This window comes from Thermosynechococcus sp. PKX82 (assembly GCF_031583255.1).
Lineage (GTDB): Bacteria > Cyanobacteriota > Cyanobacteriia > Thermosynechococcales > Thermosynechococcaceae > Thermosynechococcus.
The window spans coordinates 853,186-871,448 of sequence record NZ_CP134169.1; the positions used below are offsets into that span (position 1 = coordinate 853,186).

Genomic DNA, 18,263 nt, shown 5'->3' on the forward strand with positions numbered 1-18,263 from the left:
GCTTGAGAAAGAGTAGCAGTCATCATTTACTCTAACATTTTCACTGGGGAGCGATGCCTAGGGAACTTGCCAAATGCGTTGGTGGTAACTGGGCAAGTGATCCAAGTCCACGGTTGATCCATGGTGATGGTGGTGAGGGTGATGCCCCCCGTGATCATGGCTGTGGGAGGGGTGCTCATGATCCTGATGATGGTGGTGATGATGGCTATGGCCTGCCACCAAGCGGAATTTGCAGGCTTCACAGTTCATGGCCACCTGCCCCGTATGGGTTTCAATTTCCCGCTGCCGCGTGAGATAAAATAGTTGCGGGTGCAGGCCAATTTCCGGTAGGTTCACGTATTCAACACTGGGATAGGCGGCTTGGGCTTCTGCGGTAAGGGTATAGATTTTCTTGACTAGTGCCCCTGTAAACATGAAGTGGGGCAGGACAATGACGCGGCGGGGCTGGTAAAGATTCGCCCGCCCAAATCCTTCGGGTAGGCGGGGATGGGTAATGCCAATAAAGCAGACCTCAACGGTTTTGTAGCCACTGCCTTCCCAGAGCATGCGGGCTAGCTTAAAGACATCGCCATTGGCATCGGGATCACTGGAGCCGCGTCCCACCACTAGGAGAACGGTTTCTTCGCGGCCAATGCCTTGGGGATTAAATTCTGGTGAGTCCAAGCGTTCAAGGCGCGATCGCCACAGGGTTAAAATTTCGGGGGCAATGCCATAGTGGCGGCCATAGTGATAGCGCAATTGCGGAAACGCCCGCCGTGCCCGATCCAACTCATTGGTAACGTCAAACTTATTGTGGCGAGCAGCAAAGAGTAAAACTGGCAGCACTGACAAGTCTGTATGGCCTGCGGCAGCACACTGGCTGAGCACCTCAAAAATCGAGGGTTCCGTTAACTCCAGAAAACAGGGAAAAACAGGCCGGCAGGGATCCAGTTGATAATAGGCTTGGGCAAAGTCCAAAAATGCTTGGCGACCTTCCGGATCGCGCGTCCCATGACCGACGAGTAAAAGCGGTCGAGATTGGGGGAGAGGGGGTAAATCAAGACTAAAAACGAGGGGATTGAGAATGGAATCGTTGAGCGTAACAACCACGTTGAAACTCCATGCCCGTGCGACGCAGGCAAACAGAGTGAACCACAGCAAGTAGGCATTCTGGCTGAGGGGGGTTCCCCATCACAGCTGCGGCACAGCACCAGACTTGCACTGGATTTTCCCTACAGGCTGCTCTTCACAGTGAACGTTGCCAATTGTAGCGAGATTCTCAGACCCCTGTCTATGCAGGGGGTGGGCACATGAGAGACCTATAGCGCCGCAGCATCGAGAACGCCAATGGTCTGGTCGTAGATGGCTTGGGCTTCTTCGGGGGTGTTACCAATGCTGACGAGTCCCAGCTTACCAAATTCCGAGAGTGCCCCCATGAGGTGAAAGACAGTGCCCGTTTCGGTGCTGGAGTCAAAGTGGAGATGGTAGCGGGCAATCATATCCAAGAGATCATTGGGCAGGAGGCCGCGATAGTGGGGTTGGCAGAGGTTATCGGAGGCAATGTAATACTTGGGACGGCGGTGCTTGCTGTAAAACAGTCCAGAGGCTAGCTCATAGTGGCCATCGGTGAGGAATTTTAAGGTCATAAAGGGGTGCGTAGTACCACCCTTGCGCAAGTTAATTTCAATGGCGTAAAGCTCCCACCCTGCTGTTGTCTGGGTTGCAACAACGTCCACACCAAAACAGCCGATCACCCCCTGCTGTGCCAAGTACGTCCCTACCTTTTGCCCCAATTCTTGGAGTTGTTGGCGATAGTCGGCATGGGCGGGAAATTCACAGCCAATGAAAATTTGACCTGTGGGGGCATTGAGTAACTGTTCATGGGTGGAGACGATTTCAACACTGCCTTTGGGGGTAATACAGCCTTGGACACTGGGCGATCGCTTGACTGTCCCTTCCACAAAGGCTTCGACAATGCCACCCAGATCCATAAATCGCTGCCGATAGGAGAGCCAAGTTTCATTAGGCGCCTGAAAGACCATCTCCTCTAGGCTATTTTCAATCCGTTGTAGATGATCGGGGGTGTGTGGGCTGCCAAGGGGGCGCAGTGGGCGCAGATCAAGAAGAGCATTGCCTTCTCCGGAAAAAGCCTCATTGAGTTTCACCACCACCCGTTGCAGTTCAGGAGATTTCTCTTGGAGGTGAGCGATCGCCCGCACCAGTTCCGGTACCCCCTGCAAAAAACCGCTGCCCATCGGATGGGGAATGCCTGCGGCCGCAAAAAGTTCCCGACTGCCCGCCTTGGTTCCCCAGTAGAGGAGGTCGGGATCCGTCGAGTAGAGGGGAATGCCTAAGCGTACCGCCAGTTCCCGCTCCAAAGGGGTGGAGTTAAAACACACCATGTAGGCTTGGTTGGGACGCAGGGCTTGACGGATACGCTCCAAAAGGCGAGGCCGCTCTAAAATTTTCGCAGTCAAGGGTTTATCGGAGCGATCGTAGGTGGCCAGCAGCAGCAGGCGATCGCGGGCATGGGAACTGGGTACGCCGGGGAGTAAATCCAGATAATAGTCAATAATGCTGGGGTGCAGCGGCTGGGACGTCACGTAGATCATGCGGGTACGCGGATTCCGCAACTGGATCAGCGTATAGAGTTGCCGCTCCTCGTAGTGGGTATAGCCGGTGATCTTGGCCAGCTCCGGTTGGGGAAAGCTCAGGGAAGGCACCACCACAATATCGCGCTCAATGCCGCCGGGACCCTTGGGTAGTTCAGGAATAAACGTTTCTGTCCCGTCCCAGCACTCCAAGAGTCGCGTTTGCAGTTGGCGGAATTCCTCAGCAATTGACATCAAAACGCCCCTATGCCCTTGTCCCTAGTTTAGGGAGTTTGAGTCGCACTCATCGCTTGGGGGTCATCTTGTTCAAACTTTCTTTACTGAGGAACGGTGCTTCGTTTGCTCAGCTTCAATAGCCAACAAACTAAGGTTTGCCATCAAGTTCAATGTACCTGACATGCACCTGAGCGGGGCGCAGAACAAAGGGATTTTGCCACTTGCCGGCAGGACTGGGGTACGTTTTTTCGGGATAGGAGAGCAAATCGCTGTAAACGGCGCTTAATTCAATGGGAACACCTGCTGGCACATTAGTCATCTTAAAGGTACATTGACCATCCTGAGCACCAGCGGCAGGACCAGTAGCAAATACCTTGATGGGCGGTAAATTTTGCGGTTTAGCAACAACTTGAATCGCTGAGCAGGCAGCCGGTGCAACATTGCCCATTTGATCGCCAAAAAAGATGCGACCTTGCAGCGTTGCTGTGGGAAGTGCCAATGCTGTGACAGTGTGAGCTAGGGTTCCAGTTAGGACAAGCAAAGCGGAAAAAGCGAAGTTTCTCATAAGGTGCCTCGCAAGAGGATAGTTGATAGTCTGATTCTGGCGAAGCCTAAGGAGAGTGCCCGTGAAAAGGATCACAGGATCACGGGGAACTTGGGCACAAAATTAACCCACTTCACCCAGTCTAGGCCTCAGACTCAATCGGGAGTGCTTCTAGTTGAACATAGCGGGCGCCGGCAAACACCTCACGGGTGGTGCGGCTATACCAATTGCGAAATGAGGGTCGCTTGAGAATGGGGCGCGTCCAGTGACTACCGCCTTTTAGAACAAAATGCTTGCCATCAAAGTAGGGCGCAGAATACCCCCGGTAGGGATAGCTCTGGAACTCCGGATAGGGGGCAAAGGGACTTTGCGTCCACTCCCAAACGTAGCCCTGATTCAAGAGTCCCTGCTGAGCAGCAATCTCCCATTCCCGTTCACTGGGGAGACGTTTGCCTTGGAAATGGCCATAGGCTTCAGCCTCATAGAAACTGAGTCCCCACATAGGTAAGTCCAAATCCTCAGGAACGGGGTAAAAGGGTGCTGTGATCCCCTCTGCTTCGCGCCATTCCCAACCACTGCTGGACCACCATTCCCGCCGCTGATAACCACCCGCTTCCACAAAGGTGAGAAATTCCCGCCAGGTCAGCGGTGCCGCATCAATCATAAAAGGAAGTAGTTCGACACTCTGGACTGGCTGCTCGTTATCAAGGGCTAAGAGGTCTTCACTGCCAATGACATAACTGCCAGCGGCAATCCGTTGCCAAGACTGAGGCGACGATAGGAGAGGGGGTAAGGTGGTGAAAATCCCCTGCATCGCCAGCACCATTTGCATCGTTTCACTGTGTTGGGCTTCATGCTGCAAAATCCACCACCAGAGACGGACTTCCCGTTGCCACTGCTCGTCGCTAAGACTGTAGAGGCGATCGCCCGTCTTTTGGCGAATCTCTGCTAAGTAGTCAAGTAGCTGGCCACGCGGCGGTAGATGCTGTCGTTCGGCCTTGGGGCGGCCATCGGCGGCATACCAATAGCGATCGCGATCGCTCACCCCTGAGGATTCCGGCAAGAGCCAAAAAGCTTCTGTGTAGCCAATGTGTCCCAAATGCCACCCCACGGGACTATAGAGGGGATGGGGCTGCGCACAAAGGACGGCCTCGCTCAACTCAGCCACAAGTTGGCGTGTAAATTGCCGCTGGTTCTGAAAGGCTTGCCAAAGGGCTTCGCGATCCCAAGGATTAAACGGGGTTGAGGTCTCAGAAGGTATAAATCTCTGGTTCACTCTGCAAACTCATCAACAGCAGTTTATTTTCGGGTAAAGGATACCACTCCGTTTGCTGATCTACCGGCTCTGAGGTGAGTTGAATTTTCTCGGCATCCTGACTCCAGTACAGGGTGGGGGGTGGTGTGCCCCGCCCACAGCGGGTGGCGAGAATATAGACGCCATCAGTCAGAATCATGGCGGCACTGACACTGGTACGCGCTGCCTGCGCTAGGGAAAAAACAATTTGCAGTGTTTGCCGCAGTACCATCAACGGTGACAGTTGCGGATTCAACACCAATTCATTGCAAAACAGGGCAAAGAGGTGCTCAGAGTCTGTAGAGCCTTCAACAATGTTGTAACAAATATCCGACAGGCGATCGCGCATAGGGCGGTAGAGGGTTTGGCGAAAGTTCTCGATAAAGCCATTGTGCACCCCCAGCCAGCGTCCCCAGCGAAAGGGCTGCGTATTCGTCATCTGCACGGGTTGACCCGGTGTGGCACTGCGGACATTGGCCAAAAAACAGGCAGATTGAATGTAGCGGCTTAAATGCTCAGTAAAGTTAATATCATGCCACATGGGCAGCGTTTGCCGATAAAGAAAGGGGGGCACATCTTGGCGGGCAGCATACCAGCCCACCCCAAAGCCATCGGCATTTAAGCGTCCCGCCGTCATTTCGCGGGGTTGATAACTTTGCACCAACAGGGAATGGGGAGCATCCACCAAGGCATGGGCAAGGGACGTTTTGCGCCCCATATAGGCATAAAGACGGCACATAAATTAACATGTAAGCTTGATAGGAATACCTTACCCCCGATTCTAACTTTCAGCAAAGGATTTTTCAGGGCGCTATATCCAGTTTGAGAGCTGGCAGTAAAGCTTGCTAGAGTGTAGAGAAAAAAGGTTATCTGCAATCAATGAACCCAACGGATTCCCTAGAGGATGATTTTCCCGACGTCGAAGCCATTGTGCCCCCTGAGCAGTCCCAAGCCTTGGGGCGATCGCAAATTCAGCGCACCTTGGTGATCACAGAAACAGCCTTCCTTGCCAGTACCGCTGCCCTGCTGTGGGTGATTAACTTTTATTTGCCCATTGGTCCAGTCTTGCGCCTATTTTTTCCAATTCCCATTGCCTTGGTGTATTTACGCTGGAACCGCCGAGCGGCTTGGATGGCGGCGATTGTCAGTGCCTTGCTCCTTTCTGTGTTGATGGGGCCACCCCGCAGTCTGCAATTTCTCTTGCCCCACGGCATGATGGGGGTGATTTTTGGCGGCTGTTGGGCAAAAAAAGAGAGCTGGGGACGCTCGATTCTCAGTGGCGCTGTAATTGGCACCGCAGGATTTTTCTTTCAGATTAGTCTTGTGTCCATTCTGCTCGGGGAAAACCTCTGGATTTACTTCAATCAGCAGGTCACGAATTTCATTGATTGGGTGCTGGTCAACCTCAACCTGCTGCTGGAGCCAACGGTGACCCTGATCCAAGTCGTGGCACTGCTACTTGTCTTTTTCCAGTCCACGGTGTATGCCTTAGTGGTGCATATTTTGGCATGGACACTGTTGGAGCGATTGGGCAATCCGATTCCGGATCCGCCCCCGTGGCTGCGCACGATCCTTGAAGACCCCCGCTAGATCCTTTCGAGACAGCGACGCTGATAGAGGGCTTGGGGAGTGGCACTGCCGGTACAAAACAGCACGGTTTTCAATTCCTCAAGGATAAAATCAATGCGTTGCGCAAGTGTCTCCTCTGATTGATGGGCGGCCTGCAAAAAGGGGCGCGCTAAACCGGCAAGACTAGCACCGAGGGCAAGGGCCTTGGCCACATCAATGCCATTTTGAAGTCCGCCGGAGGCAATTAGGGGCGTATCTGGTAGGGCAGGATGAATTTGCTCCAGACACTGCGCCGTAGGCATGCCCCATTCGGCAAAGGCCTCTCCGAGGTACTGCTGACGCCCATCCTGAGCACGCGCTGCTTCCACCTTAGCCCAAGAGGTTCCCCCTGCCCCCGCCACGTCAATAGCGGCTACTCCCACCTCCACGAGTTGCTTGGCCACGTCGGCACTGATACCATTGCCCACTTCCTTCACAATTACAGGCACCGGTAGGGCACGGCAGAGAACACCAATTTTCGTCAACAGTCCCTTGAAGTTGCGATCGCCCCCCGTTTGGACGGCCTCTTGTAGGGGATTGAGGTGCAAAATCAAGGCATTCGCCTCTAGGAGATCAATAATCTTTTGGCATTCATTGACGCCACAGCCATAGTTCAACTGCACCGCGCCAAGATTGGCTAAGAGGGGGATAGTGGGTGCCTCTTGACGAATGGCAAACGTGGTCGCCACCTCTGGATGCTCCAGCAGCACTCGCTGGGAACCAACACCCATAGCAATTCCCTTTTGTTGCGCCACCCGGGCTAAACGGCGATTGATGTCTCCCGCTTGGGGGGTGCCACCGGTCATGGAGGAAATCAGCAGGGGGGCAGCGAGTCGCCAGCCCAAAAACTCGACGCTCAGATCAATCTCGGCAAAGTCCAGTTCGGGCAGGGCACAATGGCGAAAGCGATACTTCTCGAAACCGGTGGTGATTTCTTGATGACTGACATCACCTTGAATACAAAGCTCGAGGTGCTCGGCCTTGCGCTGCTCAATGGGACTGCTCACCACTCGTGTTCCTAAAGTTAGGCTGCACCAACATTATAGAAGGCAGCTCAGGGAGCATCCCTATCGGCATTAACGGAAAACCGTCGGCACTCTCAACCCCGCTGCCAACAATTTCAGGCCATTGGCTGCTGCATCGCGGTAACGCAACTGACCGCAGAGAATTTGCCCCATCCGTTGCAGGGCGCTAGGACGTTTGATGGCCACTTCATAGGCCATGTGGGGCATCCGATAAAAAAGAGTCGCTAGACGTTTTGCCCAGACCATATCCGCTCCCCACGCCTGTTGGACTTGACGGGAATAGTCTGCGAGAGCCTCTGGATCACCATTGAGGGCGCGATCAATGGCTTGGGCGGCCAACATGCCAGTCAACAGCGAGGGACGAATGCCTTCGGCAGTAAACGGATCAACGATACAGGCCGCTTCCCCGGCAAGGAGGGCATTTTGGGTGTGCAGGCGCTGGTGCCGCTGCCAACAGTAGAGGGGGTGGCCATAGACCTTGACTTGACTGAAATCAACGCCAAAGGTTTCAGCATATGCTGCCCCGATCGCCCTCAGATTTTGCTTGCGTTTTAGGGAAAACGTGCCCACACCAATCGAGTAGCCCTCCCGTTTAGGAAAGTTCCAAATGTAGCCATTGTGAACGCGACCAAAGTCAAAGTGGGCTGTCCTCAGGGAATGATTGGGCATGGCTGCTTCAACCTCAATGGCTGCTCCTATACGCTGCTGACGATGTTGGAAGCCCAACCACTTGGCCATTGAACCTTTGGCACCATCACAGCCAATCAAATACTGCGCTGTGAAATCCCCCTTGGGCGTATGCACCTGCCAGCGATCGCCCCCCCACGTTAGACCTGTAACGGGAGTTTGAGCCGCTACCTGCGCCCCCTGTTGCTGCGCCTGTTGAATCAGAAAATGATCAAACACATCGCGGCGCACCATCCATACTGCGTGCTCTGGGGGCAGTTCCAGCACTTGCGCTTCCCCACCCTGCCACGTACAGACCATTTGCGTCAGCTTCAGCGAGATAGCAGGAGTAAAGTCAAAGTCAAACCAAGCTTGCACTTGGGGCGACACACCTCCCCCACAGGGCTTGTAGCGGGGCAGAGCTTCCTTTTCCAGAACCAACACCCGCCGGCCTTGCCTAGCCAAGTGATAGGCAGCCGCACCGCCCGCAGGGCCTGAACCAACAACAATGCAGTCGTACACCACAGGGTCACTCCTCAGTTGCTTTGCGCAGATGCTCAAAAAATAGCAAAAATCACCTAAGAGAAGCTGATCTGACTGGATTCGTAGTCGTGGGGTTCGACGTGGATGACAATGCGAGCCGGCCCATAGCGGTCTTGCAGCAGGGCTTCAATTTGCTCAGTAATGTCATGGGCCGTGGGAATATCTTGCGCCTCGACAATTAAGTGCATCTCAATAAACACTTGCCGTCCCACCATTCCCCGCGAGCTAATGTCATGGCAATTAACCACACCGGGCACGGTCATCACTAGCTCATGGATAGCTTCGGGGGCGATCGCCATCTCATCCACCAGCCAAGGAATGTTGCTTTTGAGGACTTCCCACGCACTCCAAAACACAAGAGCCGCGACGGGAAATGCCAACACCACATCCAACCAGGCCCAGTTGAAGGTCCACACCCCAATCAGCCCCAAAAGAACAATAATCGTTGTCCAGACATCGCTCAGGGTATGCTTGGCATCAGCAATGAGCACGGAATTATTCAGCTTGCGCCCCATGTGGTGTTCATAGAGAGTAAGGCCGATATTCATGCCAAGGACAAGGATCACAATCCACAGTTCTGCCCCTGTGATCGTCACGGCACTGCTTTTATGCAGCAGGCGCTCAACCGCACTTTGTAAAATCTCAAAGCACACCATGCCCAGAAAGGCGGCAATCCCCAATGCACCGAGGGCTTCAAACTTTTGGTGACCGTAGGGATGGTCGCGATCGGGATGGGGGTTAGCCCACTGCATGGCCACTAAGCCCAGTATGCTACTCCCGGCATCGGTCAAGCTATGCAGGGCATCGGCCTGTAAACTCAATGAGTGACTGAGAACACCAACAATGGCTTTAATGGCCGTCAGGGCAACATTGACCCCTAGCGCCAAGAACAATACCCGCTGGGCTTGTCGGCGGTGGTCGGCCACGGTGCTTACCTAACAGAGTGAACTTAAGGATTGGCTGTCTGGGGAGGACGCGCTGATTGGGTATTGCGTCGCTCTGCTAGGATGCGTTCATTGAGAACCGCAAGGGCCCGTGTAAATTGAGGATCACGATCGGTGGCAATGTCATCGCGCGTCAGTTGTTCCCGCTGCTGCTCCGTGAGTGTGACTTCAATATCGGGTTCAATGCCTTTCTTGTTAATATCACGGCCACTGGGGGTAAAGTATTTGGCGATCGTCACTGCAATGCCTGCCCCGTCGCCCACCGGCTGGACGGACTGCACCAAGCCTTTCCCAAAGGTGCGCGTTCCCACCAACACGGCACGGCCATTATCCTGTAGGGCACCTGCGAGGATTTCGCTGGCACTGGCCGAGCCGCCATCAATGAGCACCACAAGGGGCTTATTGGTCAAGAAGCCGCGACCGGCACGTAAGCGTTCTGCTTCCCCTTGGCGATTGACCGTAGAGACAATATCGCCCTGCGGTAGAAACATGCGGGCAATTTCAGCACTAGCAAAGAGTAGGCCGCCCGGATTGGAGCGTAAATCCAGAACATAGCCTTCAACGCCTTGCTTTTCTAACTCCCGAATGGCGGCGCGCATTTCTGCTGCTGCATTGGAGCTAAAGGTGACAAGGCGAATATAGCCGACAGGCCCTTGGGGAGTTTGGCGTAGGCTGTGGCGAACGGGATGAATTTCAATGCGGGCACGGGTGATCTCATAGTTCAAGATTTGATCGCCCCGCTGGATCGTCAGGCGCACTTTTGTATTCACCGGGCCACGGATCATGCTGACAGCTTGGTTGAGATCCATGCCCTTGGTGGATTTGCCATCAATTTTCAGGATCACATCCTTGGCCATTAAACCCATCTCAGCGGCGGGACTCCCTTCAATGGGGGAAACCACGGTGATTTCTTTGGTCTTTTCGTCCTGGGTAATGGTGATGCCTACCCCTGTGAGTTCACCAGAGGTTTCAATTTGCATGGAGCGAAACTGCTCCGGATCCATAAAGCGGGTGTAGGGATCATTGAGCTTCTCGAGCATTTCCCGTGCCGCTTTGTAAGCATCCTCGGGTTTGGTGTAGTTCCGAGAGAGAAACTCCCGCCGCACGGCACGCCAGTCATTGCCATTGAAAGTGGCATCAACGTATTCACGGTCAATGACCTGCCATACTTCATCCACCAGTTCCTTAGGACTTTGGCGGAAACCCGCTAGGCTACGGGACCAGTGCAGACCCGCACCCGTGACAGCAACCAATGCCGTCATGACCACTGTCGTACTGACAACGAGCGTGCGGTGTGTGATTCCCATATGATTCGTCCTAAATTTTCGATCCTTTAGCCTACGCCCAATCTAGCACAAAGACTTGCCTTGGCCGTTGGCGATCGCCAGCTAAGTTTTCCGACGCGCAGCAGGGTCAAAAAGTGCCTAGACCCCCAGTTGTTGGCGAATGCAGTAGTTCACACTTTCATCGAGAACCCGCTGTGCCCGCTGTTGGCTAGGAGATTGCAGTTGACCGCCATTGGGATCAAGGGTTTGAAAATCAGTGTAGCTCAATCGCTCTTGAATGTAGTTGATGGAGCACTGACAAATGTTATTCATCACTGAACGGGGCACAATGGGCGCTGATCGCTGGCCACGCTCGATGCAGGTATCCATAAAACTATTCACCGCCACTGGGGGGTAGGGTTGGGGAATGGCGCGTGCTGGCAGTTTCAAGCTAGTGGCTAAGCTGCTACTAATTAAGATTAAAGAGAAGAATTTCATAGGTAATAGACCCTGACGCTAAGACATCCTCGTCATACCCTAGGACGCCCTTCTTCATGCAAAAAGTTTCAATCAGTGAAGGCGCGATCGTAGGCTGCATTGGAACCCACGAGCATTGAGCCAATCCCCGAATCGGTAAAAATTTCTAGCAACAGGGCGTGGGGCACCCGGCCATCAATAATGTGCGCTGCTTTCACCCCTTGAGCGAGCGATCGCACGCAACAGGTGATTTTAGGAATCATCCCGCCAGAGACAACCCCCTCTTTAATGAGTTGCCGCGCTTCGGCAATATCAAGGCGATAAATGAGAGTACTCGGATCACGATAATCCCGTAAAATGCCTGCGGTATCCGTCAGTAAAATCAGCTTCTCAGCCCCCAAAGCCGCCGCAATCTCGCCAGCAACAGTATCAGCATTGATGTTGTAGGCTTGCCCAGTATCATCGGCAGCCACACTGGAGATGACGGGAATATACCCCTTCTCCACTAGTGCCGTAATCACGCGGGTATCCACGCCTTGGACTTCACCCACAAAGCCGATGCTCTCTTCTCCTTGGGCACGGGCACGAATCAGGTTGCCATCTTTGCCGCACAGCCCCACCGCTTTACCGCCCGCCTGATTAATCAGGGTGACAATTTCCTTGTTGACCCGACCCACCAAGACCATCTCCACCACATCCATTGTCGCGGCATCGGTGACGCGCAGCCCATTTTTGAATTGGGGTTCGATGTTGAGCTTAGTTAACCACGCATTGATTTCAGGGCCACCCCCATGAACCACCACCGGCCGAATCCCCACATAGGAAAGAAAGACAATATCGCGAATCACCGAGTCTTTGAGCTGCTCTTCCTTCATGGCGGCACCGCCGTATTTAACGACAAAGGTGCGTCCGGCAAAGGCTTGGAGATAGGGCAGGGCTTCACTGAGAACACGAACGCGATCGCTATCGCTGAGCATAGAGTTTTCTTTTGTCCGTCTAAAAACCTAAGCAGGGATCAATGGGGGGCTGAGCAGAGGGGGGATCTTCCTCAGCCGCAACTGCTAAGCGGGCAGCCAACCCTGCCGCAGAATCGCGAATCAGTGACCAAATCAGCGGCGCCAGCCACCCCCGCAACATCACTGAGCAGGAAATCTGACTCCCCCAGACCGTTGATTCTAAACGATAGGTTACCCGTTCCTCTACCCCCGGCAAGACCAAAATGCGAATACTCAACAGTTTTCCCGGTGATACCCGTTCGACAAAAATCTGAATCGGCCACGGAATCCAACGCGTCATGGCTTGGAAAATAAACCCCGGCTTGGGTACGAGTCCGTAGGGCACATTGGTGCGCAAAATCAAGGGATGCCACGACACATCGGCCAAATTCACCACTTTGCGCCAGATCAAATCCACCGATGCCGAGCTAAGGGCTTGGTAGGTGCCCGCCAACGGCCAACTGTAGGTCATTTGCGGTTTTTTCTTTTGTTGACGACGGCGATCGGCCACAGTCTCGTTACCCTACTATTCCTGACGATTTGGACACCACGAAAGAATAAATAATCGTCTGAACCCTTGATTGATCCAAGAGCCTTATCTATATTAGAACGGAATTTTCCGAGCAGGAGTTTCGTAACTCTGTGTAACGATTATTTTTCTAAACGCACGGCATACCACTGAAGGTAGCCACCATTGGGTAATTGCAGTTCACAACCCGTTGTCATGAGGTGGTGGGCACGACTTTCCACATCGGGCAAAGCAAGTAGATCCGGCGTTAGGGAAACATCGGTTCCTGTTAAATACTCCACCAGCTTGGCCTGTAGCTCCATCGGCGTGAGAAAGGTCTCATCGCTGACAGTAGATTCAAGGACAACATACATCTCTTCAGTGAACATAGCGAATGCGGTTAAGTTGACATTGATTACATTGGAAATTATCCGCGCAGCAACGCTCTGCCTTTACTGGGCTGGCAGTGCAAACATCTGTACAGCATAGACTTCTCCGTGAGCTGAGTTCAAAGCAATGCCAAAGCCAAAGCGGGTAAATTCAGGCCGCAGGATATTTTGGCGGTGCCCCTCACTATACATCCAGCCTTTTTGGAACCGCTCAATCAGCTTATAGTTGAGCACCAATCCGGGGGTGCCCTTCTGCTCCATGATATTTTCACCGACGCCACCGCGTCCCCCCAAGGCGATAAAGCGATCCATTGGGGATTGCCCATCGGGATTGGTATGGCTAAAGTATTGGCGTTTGAGCATATCTTCGGCGTGGCGTTGTGCGGCCTCTGTGAGTAATTCATCGGCAACAAGGGGCGGCAGTCCATTGAGCTGGCGATCGCGATTCACCAATTGCAGGGCAAAGGCTCGTATTTCCGCAAGGGAGCGTTTTGGCTGAGCAGCAATGACATCCACCTGTGGAGCACCAATTTGCCAATCTTGCCCCCCTTGGCCATTGTTCAAGTAAAAATACTCCTTGGCCGCTGCAAGGGCAATGCCGAGCATTAAGGTGACGTACAAGAAGACCTGTAGGCGTTGTTGATTGAGGTGGCGGCCAGCCATGGCTGCGAAGCTTGTTAATCTATTGTCAGTCTATTGTCAGTCTACGCGAGCAAGTGCGGAATCCCCTACATTTTCTGCCATTGCCCTCAGCTGGTTTTCCACAGTACTGTAAACAATGGCTTGAAGCCTGCTAAGTTTGCAGTTCCTCAATCATGACCTCCAAGTTACTAAAGGATAGCCACCCATGGCAAAATTAGTCGCATTTCATGAAGAGTCCCGGCGATCGCTCGAACGCGGAATTAATGCCCTTGCCGATGCCGTGAAAATTACCCTTGGCCCCAAAGGGCGCAACGTGGTGCTTGAGAAAAAGTATGGCGCACCGCAAATTGTTAACGATGGCGTGACGATCGCCAAGGAAATCGAACTGGAAGATGCCTACGAAAATACTGGTGCCCAACTGATTCGGGAAGTGGCCGCCAAAACCAATGATGTCGTCGGTGATGGCACAACCACTGCCACCCTCCTTGCCCAAGCCCTGATCCGTGAAGGCCTGAAAAACGTGGCTGCCGGTGCTAATCCCATTGCCCTCAAGCGCGGTATGGAAAAAGCGATCAAAACCATTGTCGAGGGCATTGCCGAAGTGGCCAAACCCGTTGAAGGAGATATGATTGCCCAAGTGGCCACCGTCTCTGCCGGTAATGACCCCGAAGTGGGAGCCATGATTGGTGAAGCCATGGCCAAAGTCGGCAAAGATGGCGTGATCACCATTGAAGAATCAAAATCCCTGAATACAGAAATGGAAATTGTTGAGGGGATGCAGTTTGATCGCGGCTACATTTCCCCCTACTTTGTCACCGATCCAGAGCGGATGATTGTTCAACTCAACAATGCCTATCTGCTGTTGACGGACAAAAAAATTACCAGCATCCAAGACCTGATTCCCACCCTAGAAAGAGTGGCTCGCAGTGGTCGTCCCCTCGTGATCATTGCTGAAGATGTAGAAGGCGAAGCCCTCGCCACATTGGTGGTGAATAAACTGCGGGGCGTCCTCAATGTGGTTGCCGTGAAAGCCCCAGCCTTTGGCGAACGGCGCAAAGCGATGCTCCAAGACATTGCCATTCTCACGGGCGGTCAAGTCATTTCTGAGGAAGTGGGACTGACCCTAGATGATGTGGAAATCACCATGCTGGGAGAAGCCGCCTCCGTCACCGTGACCAAAGACACCACCACCCTTGTGTCCGAGAAAGGCAATAAAGCCGATATTCAAAAGCGGGTCGAGCAGCTCAAGAAGCAGTTGGCCGAAACCGACTCCGAATACGACAAAGAAAAGCTGCAAGAGCGCATTGCCAAGCTCGTGGGCGGCGTAGCGGTGATCAAAGTGGGGGCTGCCACCGAAACGGAATTGAAGGATCGCAAACTCCGCCTCGAAGATGCCCTCAATGCCACCAAAGCGGCAGTGGCTGAAGGGATTGTGCCCGGCGGTGGTGTGACCTTGCTTCACTTGGCCAGTCGCATTGATGCCCTGCTGCCTAGCCTCAGTCCCGAGGAACAAACAGGGGCACGCATTGTTGCCAGTGCCTTGGCAGCGCCAGTGGCTCAAATTGCTGACAATGCTGGTGTCGAAGGAGCCGTAGTCGTCGAGAATGTCCGTGCCGGTGACTTTAACTATGGCTTTAATGCTGCAACGGGCACCTATGAAGATCTCGTTAGTGCGGGCATTATTGACCCTGCCAAAGTCGTACGCTCTGCCCTGCAAAATGCTGGTTCGATCGCCGGCATGGTACTGACGACAGAAGCCCTTGTGGTCGAAAAACCAGAACCGAAACCGGCAGCTCCTGCGGATGGCGGTATGGGGGGCATGGGCGGCATGATGTAGGCTTACTGCCCCAATAGTTTGCTAGGTTCTCTCCTCTCTAACTGGGGGGAGAGTTTTTTATTGGTGGCTAAAATTGCAGGGCATTCTGTGTCACTTGGGCGATCGCCTGATCGGTGGCCTTGGGCAGATGGTAATACTTACCCCCTGCTTGCTGGGCCAATTCCTTGCCCATCCCCGTGGAGACAAACTTATTCTCGGTATCAATCACCAAGAGCTTCAGACCCAAGGCTTGAATTTTAGCGGCAATTTCCAGTACTTCCGCTTTGACATCGGGCTTGGTCTCCGGCGGAATAGTTTCGCCAAGGGAACGGCTCAGGGGGATATTGCCCCGACCATCGGTAATGGCCACAATCATCACTTGACCAATCTCACCGCTTTGCTTGGCATTCAAACCCACTCGCACCGCTTGGGTCAGGCCGTGGGCAAGGGGAGAGCCACCCCCACAGGGCAGGGTTTCAAGGCGTCGCCGTGCCGCTTCAATGGATCGGGTGGGGGGTAGGAGCACCTCTGCCTGCTCGCCACGAAAGGGAATCAGCGCCACCATATCGCGGTTTTGATAAGCTTGGGTCAATAGGCGTAAAACAGCGCCCTTGGCAGAATTCATGCGGTTCAGTGCCATGGAGCCAGAGGCATCCACGACAAAAATAATCAAGGCACCCGCTTTGCGTACCAAACGTTTAATTCGCAGATCACTGTTTTCAACAATGACGCGGCGTTGGGGTTGGCGTAGGCGACGGGATTTTTGGTAGGGAGCGGCGCTGCGCAGGGTGGCATCCACCGCAATTCGACCCCCTCGGCCACGGGGCAAAATGGGGCGGATATAGCGACCGCGATCTTGGGAGTAAATCAGGCTGCGACTCCCCGATTTCCCTTGGCGTTGGGTCAGTTGGGCAAAGTAGAGCACTGACTCATCCAAGACCGTGCCATCGGCCTCAAAGACAAATTCCTCAGGAATGGGTGGCGTTTCCTGCTGCTCTTCCGGTGGCGTCTCTGGCTCATCGGGTTCTTCTTCGGGGTTAGACTGCTGATTCTCCGGCGGGGGCGGTGGTGGAGGTGGGGGCGGTGGTTGCTCCGGCGGCGGTTCCAGTTGCGTGGCTCGCGGCACAATCACTAGTTCAACAGCGCGGCGTAGATCTTCGGCATTCACTTCACTGCGGCCATTCAGGGCAGCATGGGCTTTGGCCACCCGCACCGCAAAGAGTTCTGCTCGATGGCCTTGAACACCGCCCCGTAGGGCTTCGGTGACCAGATAGGCAATTTGCTGCCGTTGAATTTTTACCTCCTTGAGCCATTCCCGCGCCAGAATAATTTGGGTGCGCAGATCCTCTAGCTCAGCATCGTACTGCTGCAAAAAGGCTTGGGGCGAATCAGCAAATTGGGTGGCATGATCCACCGCTGCAACCCGCTCATCTAAGCCCAGAACCGTATCCGCCGATAGGGCGATCGCAAACCGGTCCAGCAGATGGGGCGGCACTTCTCCCTCATCGGGATTAAAGGTGGCAATCAACAGGGGACGACAGGGGTGATCCAGACTAATCCCCTCCCGTTCAATTGGGTTGCGCCCAGCACTCAGCACGGCCATCAGCACATTGGCCAATTGTTCATCCAAGAGATTGATTTCATCCACATAGAGCACGCCGCGGTGGGCTGCCGCCAAGAGGCCGGGCTGAAAGACCGCTTCACCCCGCTGCACCGATTGACTCACATCCACGGCTCCCAAGAGGCGATCTTCGGTGACCCCTAGGGGAATTTGCACAAAGGGGGCTGGAATCACTTTGGTGGTCAAAGCGACATCGGGATGACTTTGGCGCCAAGCCTGCAAGCGGCTATCCCAGTCTTGGGGACGTTGGGGATCGGGGTTGGCAATGATCGGTACTGGGATCTCCCCTTGATCAATGACTTCAATGGGGGGCAATAGGGCATGAATACCCCGCGCAAGAACAGATTTGGCAGTCCCCCGCCGCCCGGCAATGATCACCCCCCCCAAACCGGGATCAACGGCGGCCAACAGCAGGGCAAGTTTAATGGCTTCTTGACCAACAATGGCGGTAATCGGAAAGGGGGCGATTGCGAGCGTCATTGCATCCCTGTTGAAGGTAAACAGCAGTCGTCATCATCTATCTTACCGAGGGTGAAACCCTTTCCCGCCTCCTTGGCTAGACTGGAGTGAGAAATTGCGGCGAGATGACCATGAGGTTTGTTGGCTCCACCCTAGCGGCTGTTGCCCTATTGACGATGACACCACTGGCGGCACTGGCACGCCCCCTTTCCTGTCGCTCCTATGAAAGTACCTTTGTGGCCACGGAGACTCGTAGCTATTGGGTGAATATCTGTGGGGGCGATCGCCCCGCCTACTATATGGCACGACACAAGCAGGATCCGCGCCTATCAATTCGGCTGCCCCTGCGGGATTGGAGTCCTCAAGGGTACTATTTTGAAGCCGTCAATGGTGAGTACACGTATCTATTGACCAAAACACCCCGCGGGATCTTCTTGACCGTGAATCGTGGTACCCATGAGCTACTGCGGGAACCTGTTTTGGAGCCGTGGTAAGCAAAGGAGCCAAATTGGTTACAATGAGTTCTTGTTAGCTGAGGCCGCCCTATGGCAGAAGAGATTTTCAATACTGCGGTAATTACGTTTACCCTAGTTCTGGTTGGTTTAGGCGCAGGCTACCTGCTGTTGCGCTTGACTCCCGACGATTAGCCATCAAATGCCC

At 54.0% G+C, this 18,263-nt stretch carries 19 protein-coding genes and 1 riboswitch; of the genes, 4 read left to right on the forward strand and 15 right to left on the reverse strand.

The features are described from left to right. Positions 1 to 57: 57 nt before the first annotated feature. The 5 genes from RHH53_RS04045 to egtC all read right to left on the reverse strand — a co-directional run bounded on the left by RHH53_RS04045 (position 58) and on the right by egtC (position 5,384). The gene (locus RHH53_RS04045) at positions 58 to 1,089 is read right to left on the reverse strand and encodes a sirohydrochlorin chelatase (RefSeq protein WP_302678917.1); all 1,032 of its coding nucleotides are present in this window, start codon (positions 1,087 to 1,089) and stop codon (positions 58 to 60) included. A gap of 32 nt (positions 1,090 to 1,121) precedes the next feature. Beyond that, positions 1,122 to 1,263, reverse strand: a riboswitch (cobalamin riboswitch). Positions 1,264 to 1,298: 35 nt separating this feature from the next. Further along, positions 1,299 to 2,825 (reverse strand): peptide ligase PGM1-related protein, encoded by a 1,527-nt coding sequence (locus RHH53_RS04050; protein ID WP_310438486.1) that lies wholly within the window; start codon positions 2,823 to 2,825, stop codon positions 1,299 to 1,301. 130 nt (positions 2,826 to 2,955) lie between these two features. Continuing rightward, positions 2,956 to 3,348, reverse strand: coding sequence for a hypothetical protein (locus tag RHH53_RS04055; RefSeq protein WP_310744137.1), 393 nt, complete (start codon positions 3,346 to 3,348; stop codon positions 2,956 to 2,958). A 145-nt stretch (positions 3,349 to 3,493) separates the two neighbouring features. After that, positions 3,494 to 4,627, reverse strand: coding sequence for an SUMF1/EgtB/PvdO family nonheme iron enzyme (locus RHH53_RS04060; protein WP_310744138.1), 1,134 nt, complete (start codon positions 4,625 to 4,627; stop codon positions 3,494 to 3,496). Next, on the reverse strand, positions 4,602 to 5,384 hold the full coding sequence (egtC, locus tag RHH53_RS04065) for an ergothioneine biosynthesis protein EgtC (RefSeq protein WP_302678919.1): 783 nt from the start codon (positions 5,382 to 5,384) through the stop codon (positions 4,602 to 4,604). Before egtC ends, RHH53_RS04060 begins: the two co-directional genes overlap by 26 nt. Positions 5,385 to 5,524: 140 nt before the next feature. Between egtC and RHH53_RS04070 the strand changes: the two genes are divergently transcribed. Beyond that, positions 5,525 to 6,235: a DUF2232 domain-containing protein gene (locus RHH53_RS04070; protein WP_206201173.1), complete on the forward strand. Its 711-nt coding sequence runs from the start codon at positions 5,525 to 5,527 to the stop codon at positions 6,233 to 6,235. Here RHH53_RS04070 and fni read toward each other — a convergent pair. The 9 genes from fni to RHH53_RS04115 form a co-directional block, all read right to left on the reverse strand. Then, entirely contained in the window at positions 6,232 to 7,260 is a 1,029-nt protein-coding gene (gene fni, locus RHH53_RS04075) for a type 2 isopentenyl-diphosphate Delta-isomerase (RefSeq protein WP_310453306.1), read from the reverse strand. The two genes, RHH53_RS04070 and fni, sit on opposite strands and share 4 nt — an antisense overlap. Before the next feature lie 69 nt (positions 7,261 to 7,329). Then, positions 7,330 to 8,466, reverse strand: a complete 1,137-nt coding sequence (locus RHH53_RS04080; RefSeq protein WP_315863529.1) for a geranylgeranyl reductase family protein — start codon at positions 8,464 to 8,466, stop codon at positions 7,330 to 7,332. Between the two features lie 56 nt (positions 8,467 to 8,522). Continuing rightward, on the reverse strand, positions 8,523 to 9,413 hold the full coding sequence (locus RHH53_RS04085; protein ID WP_310744140.1) for a cation diffusion facilitator family transporter: 891 nt from the start codon (positions 9,411 to 9,413) through the stop codon (positions 8,523 to 8,525). Between the two features lie 23 nt (positions 9,414 to 9,436). After that, positions 9,437 to 10,738, reverse strand: coding sequence for a carboxyl-terminal processing protease CtpC (ctpC, locus tag RHH53_RS04090; protein ID WP_206201176.1), 1,302 nt, complete (start codon positions 10,736 to 10,738; stop codon positions 9,437 to 9,439). Between the two features lie 117 nt (positions 10,739 to 10,855). Then, positions 10,856 to 11,146, reverse strand: coding sequence for a hypothetical protein (locus tag RHH53_RS04095; protein ID WP_302678921.1), 291 nt, complete (start codon positions 11,144 to 11,146; stop codon positions 10,856 to 10,858). A 116-nt stretch (positions 11,147 to 11,262) separates the two neighbouring features. After that, positions 11,263 to 12,150 carry an acetylglutamate kinase gene (argB, locus tag RHH53_RS04100; RefSeq protein ID WP_302678922.1) on the reverse strand — a complete coding sequence of 296 codons (888 nt, stop codon included), beginning with the start codon at positions 12,148 to 12,150 and terminating at the stop codon, positions 11,263 to 11,265. A 19-nt stretch (positions 12,151 to 12,169) separates the two neighbouring features. Further along, complete coding sequence (locus RHH53_RS04105) at positions 12,170 to 12,640, reverse strand: SRPBCC family protein (protein ID WP_225901696.1); 471 nt, start codon at positions 12,638 to 12,640, stop codon at positions 12,170 to 12,172. Positions 12,641 to 12,819: 179 nt separating this feature from the next. Continuing rightward, a complete protein-coding gene (locus RHH53_RS04110; RefSeq protein WP_206201180.1) occupies positions 12,820 to 13,065 on the reverse strand; it encodes a chlororespiratory reduction protein 7 in 246 nt (81 codons plus the stop codon). A 63-nt stretch (positions 13,066 to 13,128) separates the two neighbouring features. Further along, a complete protein-coding gene (locus tag RHH53_RS04115; RefSeq protein WP_206201181.1) occupies positions 13,129 to 13,728 on the reverse strand; it encodes a CAP domain-containing protein in 600 nt (199 codons plus the stop codon). A gap of 184 nt (positions 13,729 to 13,912) precedes the next feature. Here RHH53_RS04115 and groL point away from each other — a divergent pair, with 184 nt between their 5' ends. Further along, complete coding sequence (gene groL / locus RHH53_RS04120; RefSeq protein ID WP_206201182.1) at positions 13,913 to 15,544, forward strand: chaperonin GroEL; 1,632 nt, start codon at positions 13,913 to 13,915, stop codon at positions 15,542 to 15,544. A gap of 67 nt (positions 15,545 to 15,611) precedes the next feature. On the opposite strand, the gene bchD is transcribed toward groL, so the two are convergent. Further along, positions 15,612 to 17,624, reverse strand: coding sequence for a magnesium chelatase ATPase subunit D (bchD, locus tag RHH53_RS04125; protein WP_310438476.1), 2,013 nt, complete (start codon positions 17,622 to 17,624; stop codon positions 15,612 to 15,614). Positions 17,625 to 17,734: 110 nt separating this feature from the next. Between bchD and RHH53_RS04130 the strand changes: the two genes are divergently transcribed. Together RHH53_RS04130 and petM are read left to right on the forward strand one after the other, a co-directional pair. After that, positions 17,735 to 18,097: a hypothetical protein gene (locus RHH53_RS04130; protein WP_302676726.1), complete on the forward strand. Its 363-nt coding sequence runs from the start codon at positions 17,735 to 17,737 to the stop codon at positions 18,095 to 18,097. Positions 18,098 to 18,148: 51 nt separating this feature from the next. Further along, on the forward strand, positions 18,149 to 18,250 hold the full coding sequence (petM, locus tag RHH53_RS04135; protein ID WP_011057256.1) for a cytochrome b6-f complex subunit PetM: 102 nt from the start codon (positions 18,149 to 18,151) through the stop codon (positions 18,248 to 18,250). Positions 18,251 to 18,263 lie beyond the last annotated feature (13 nt).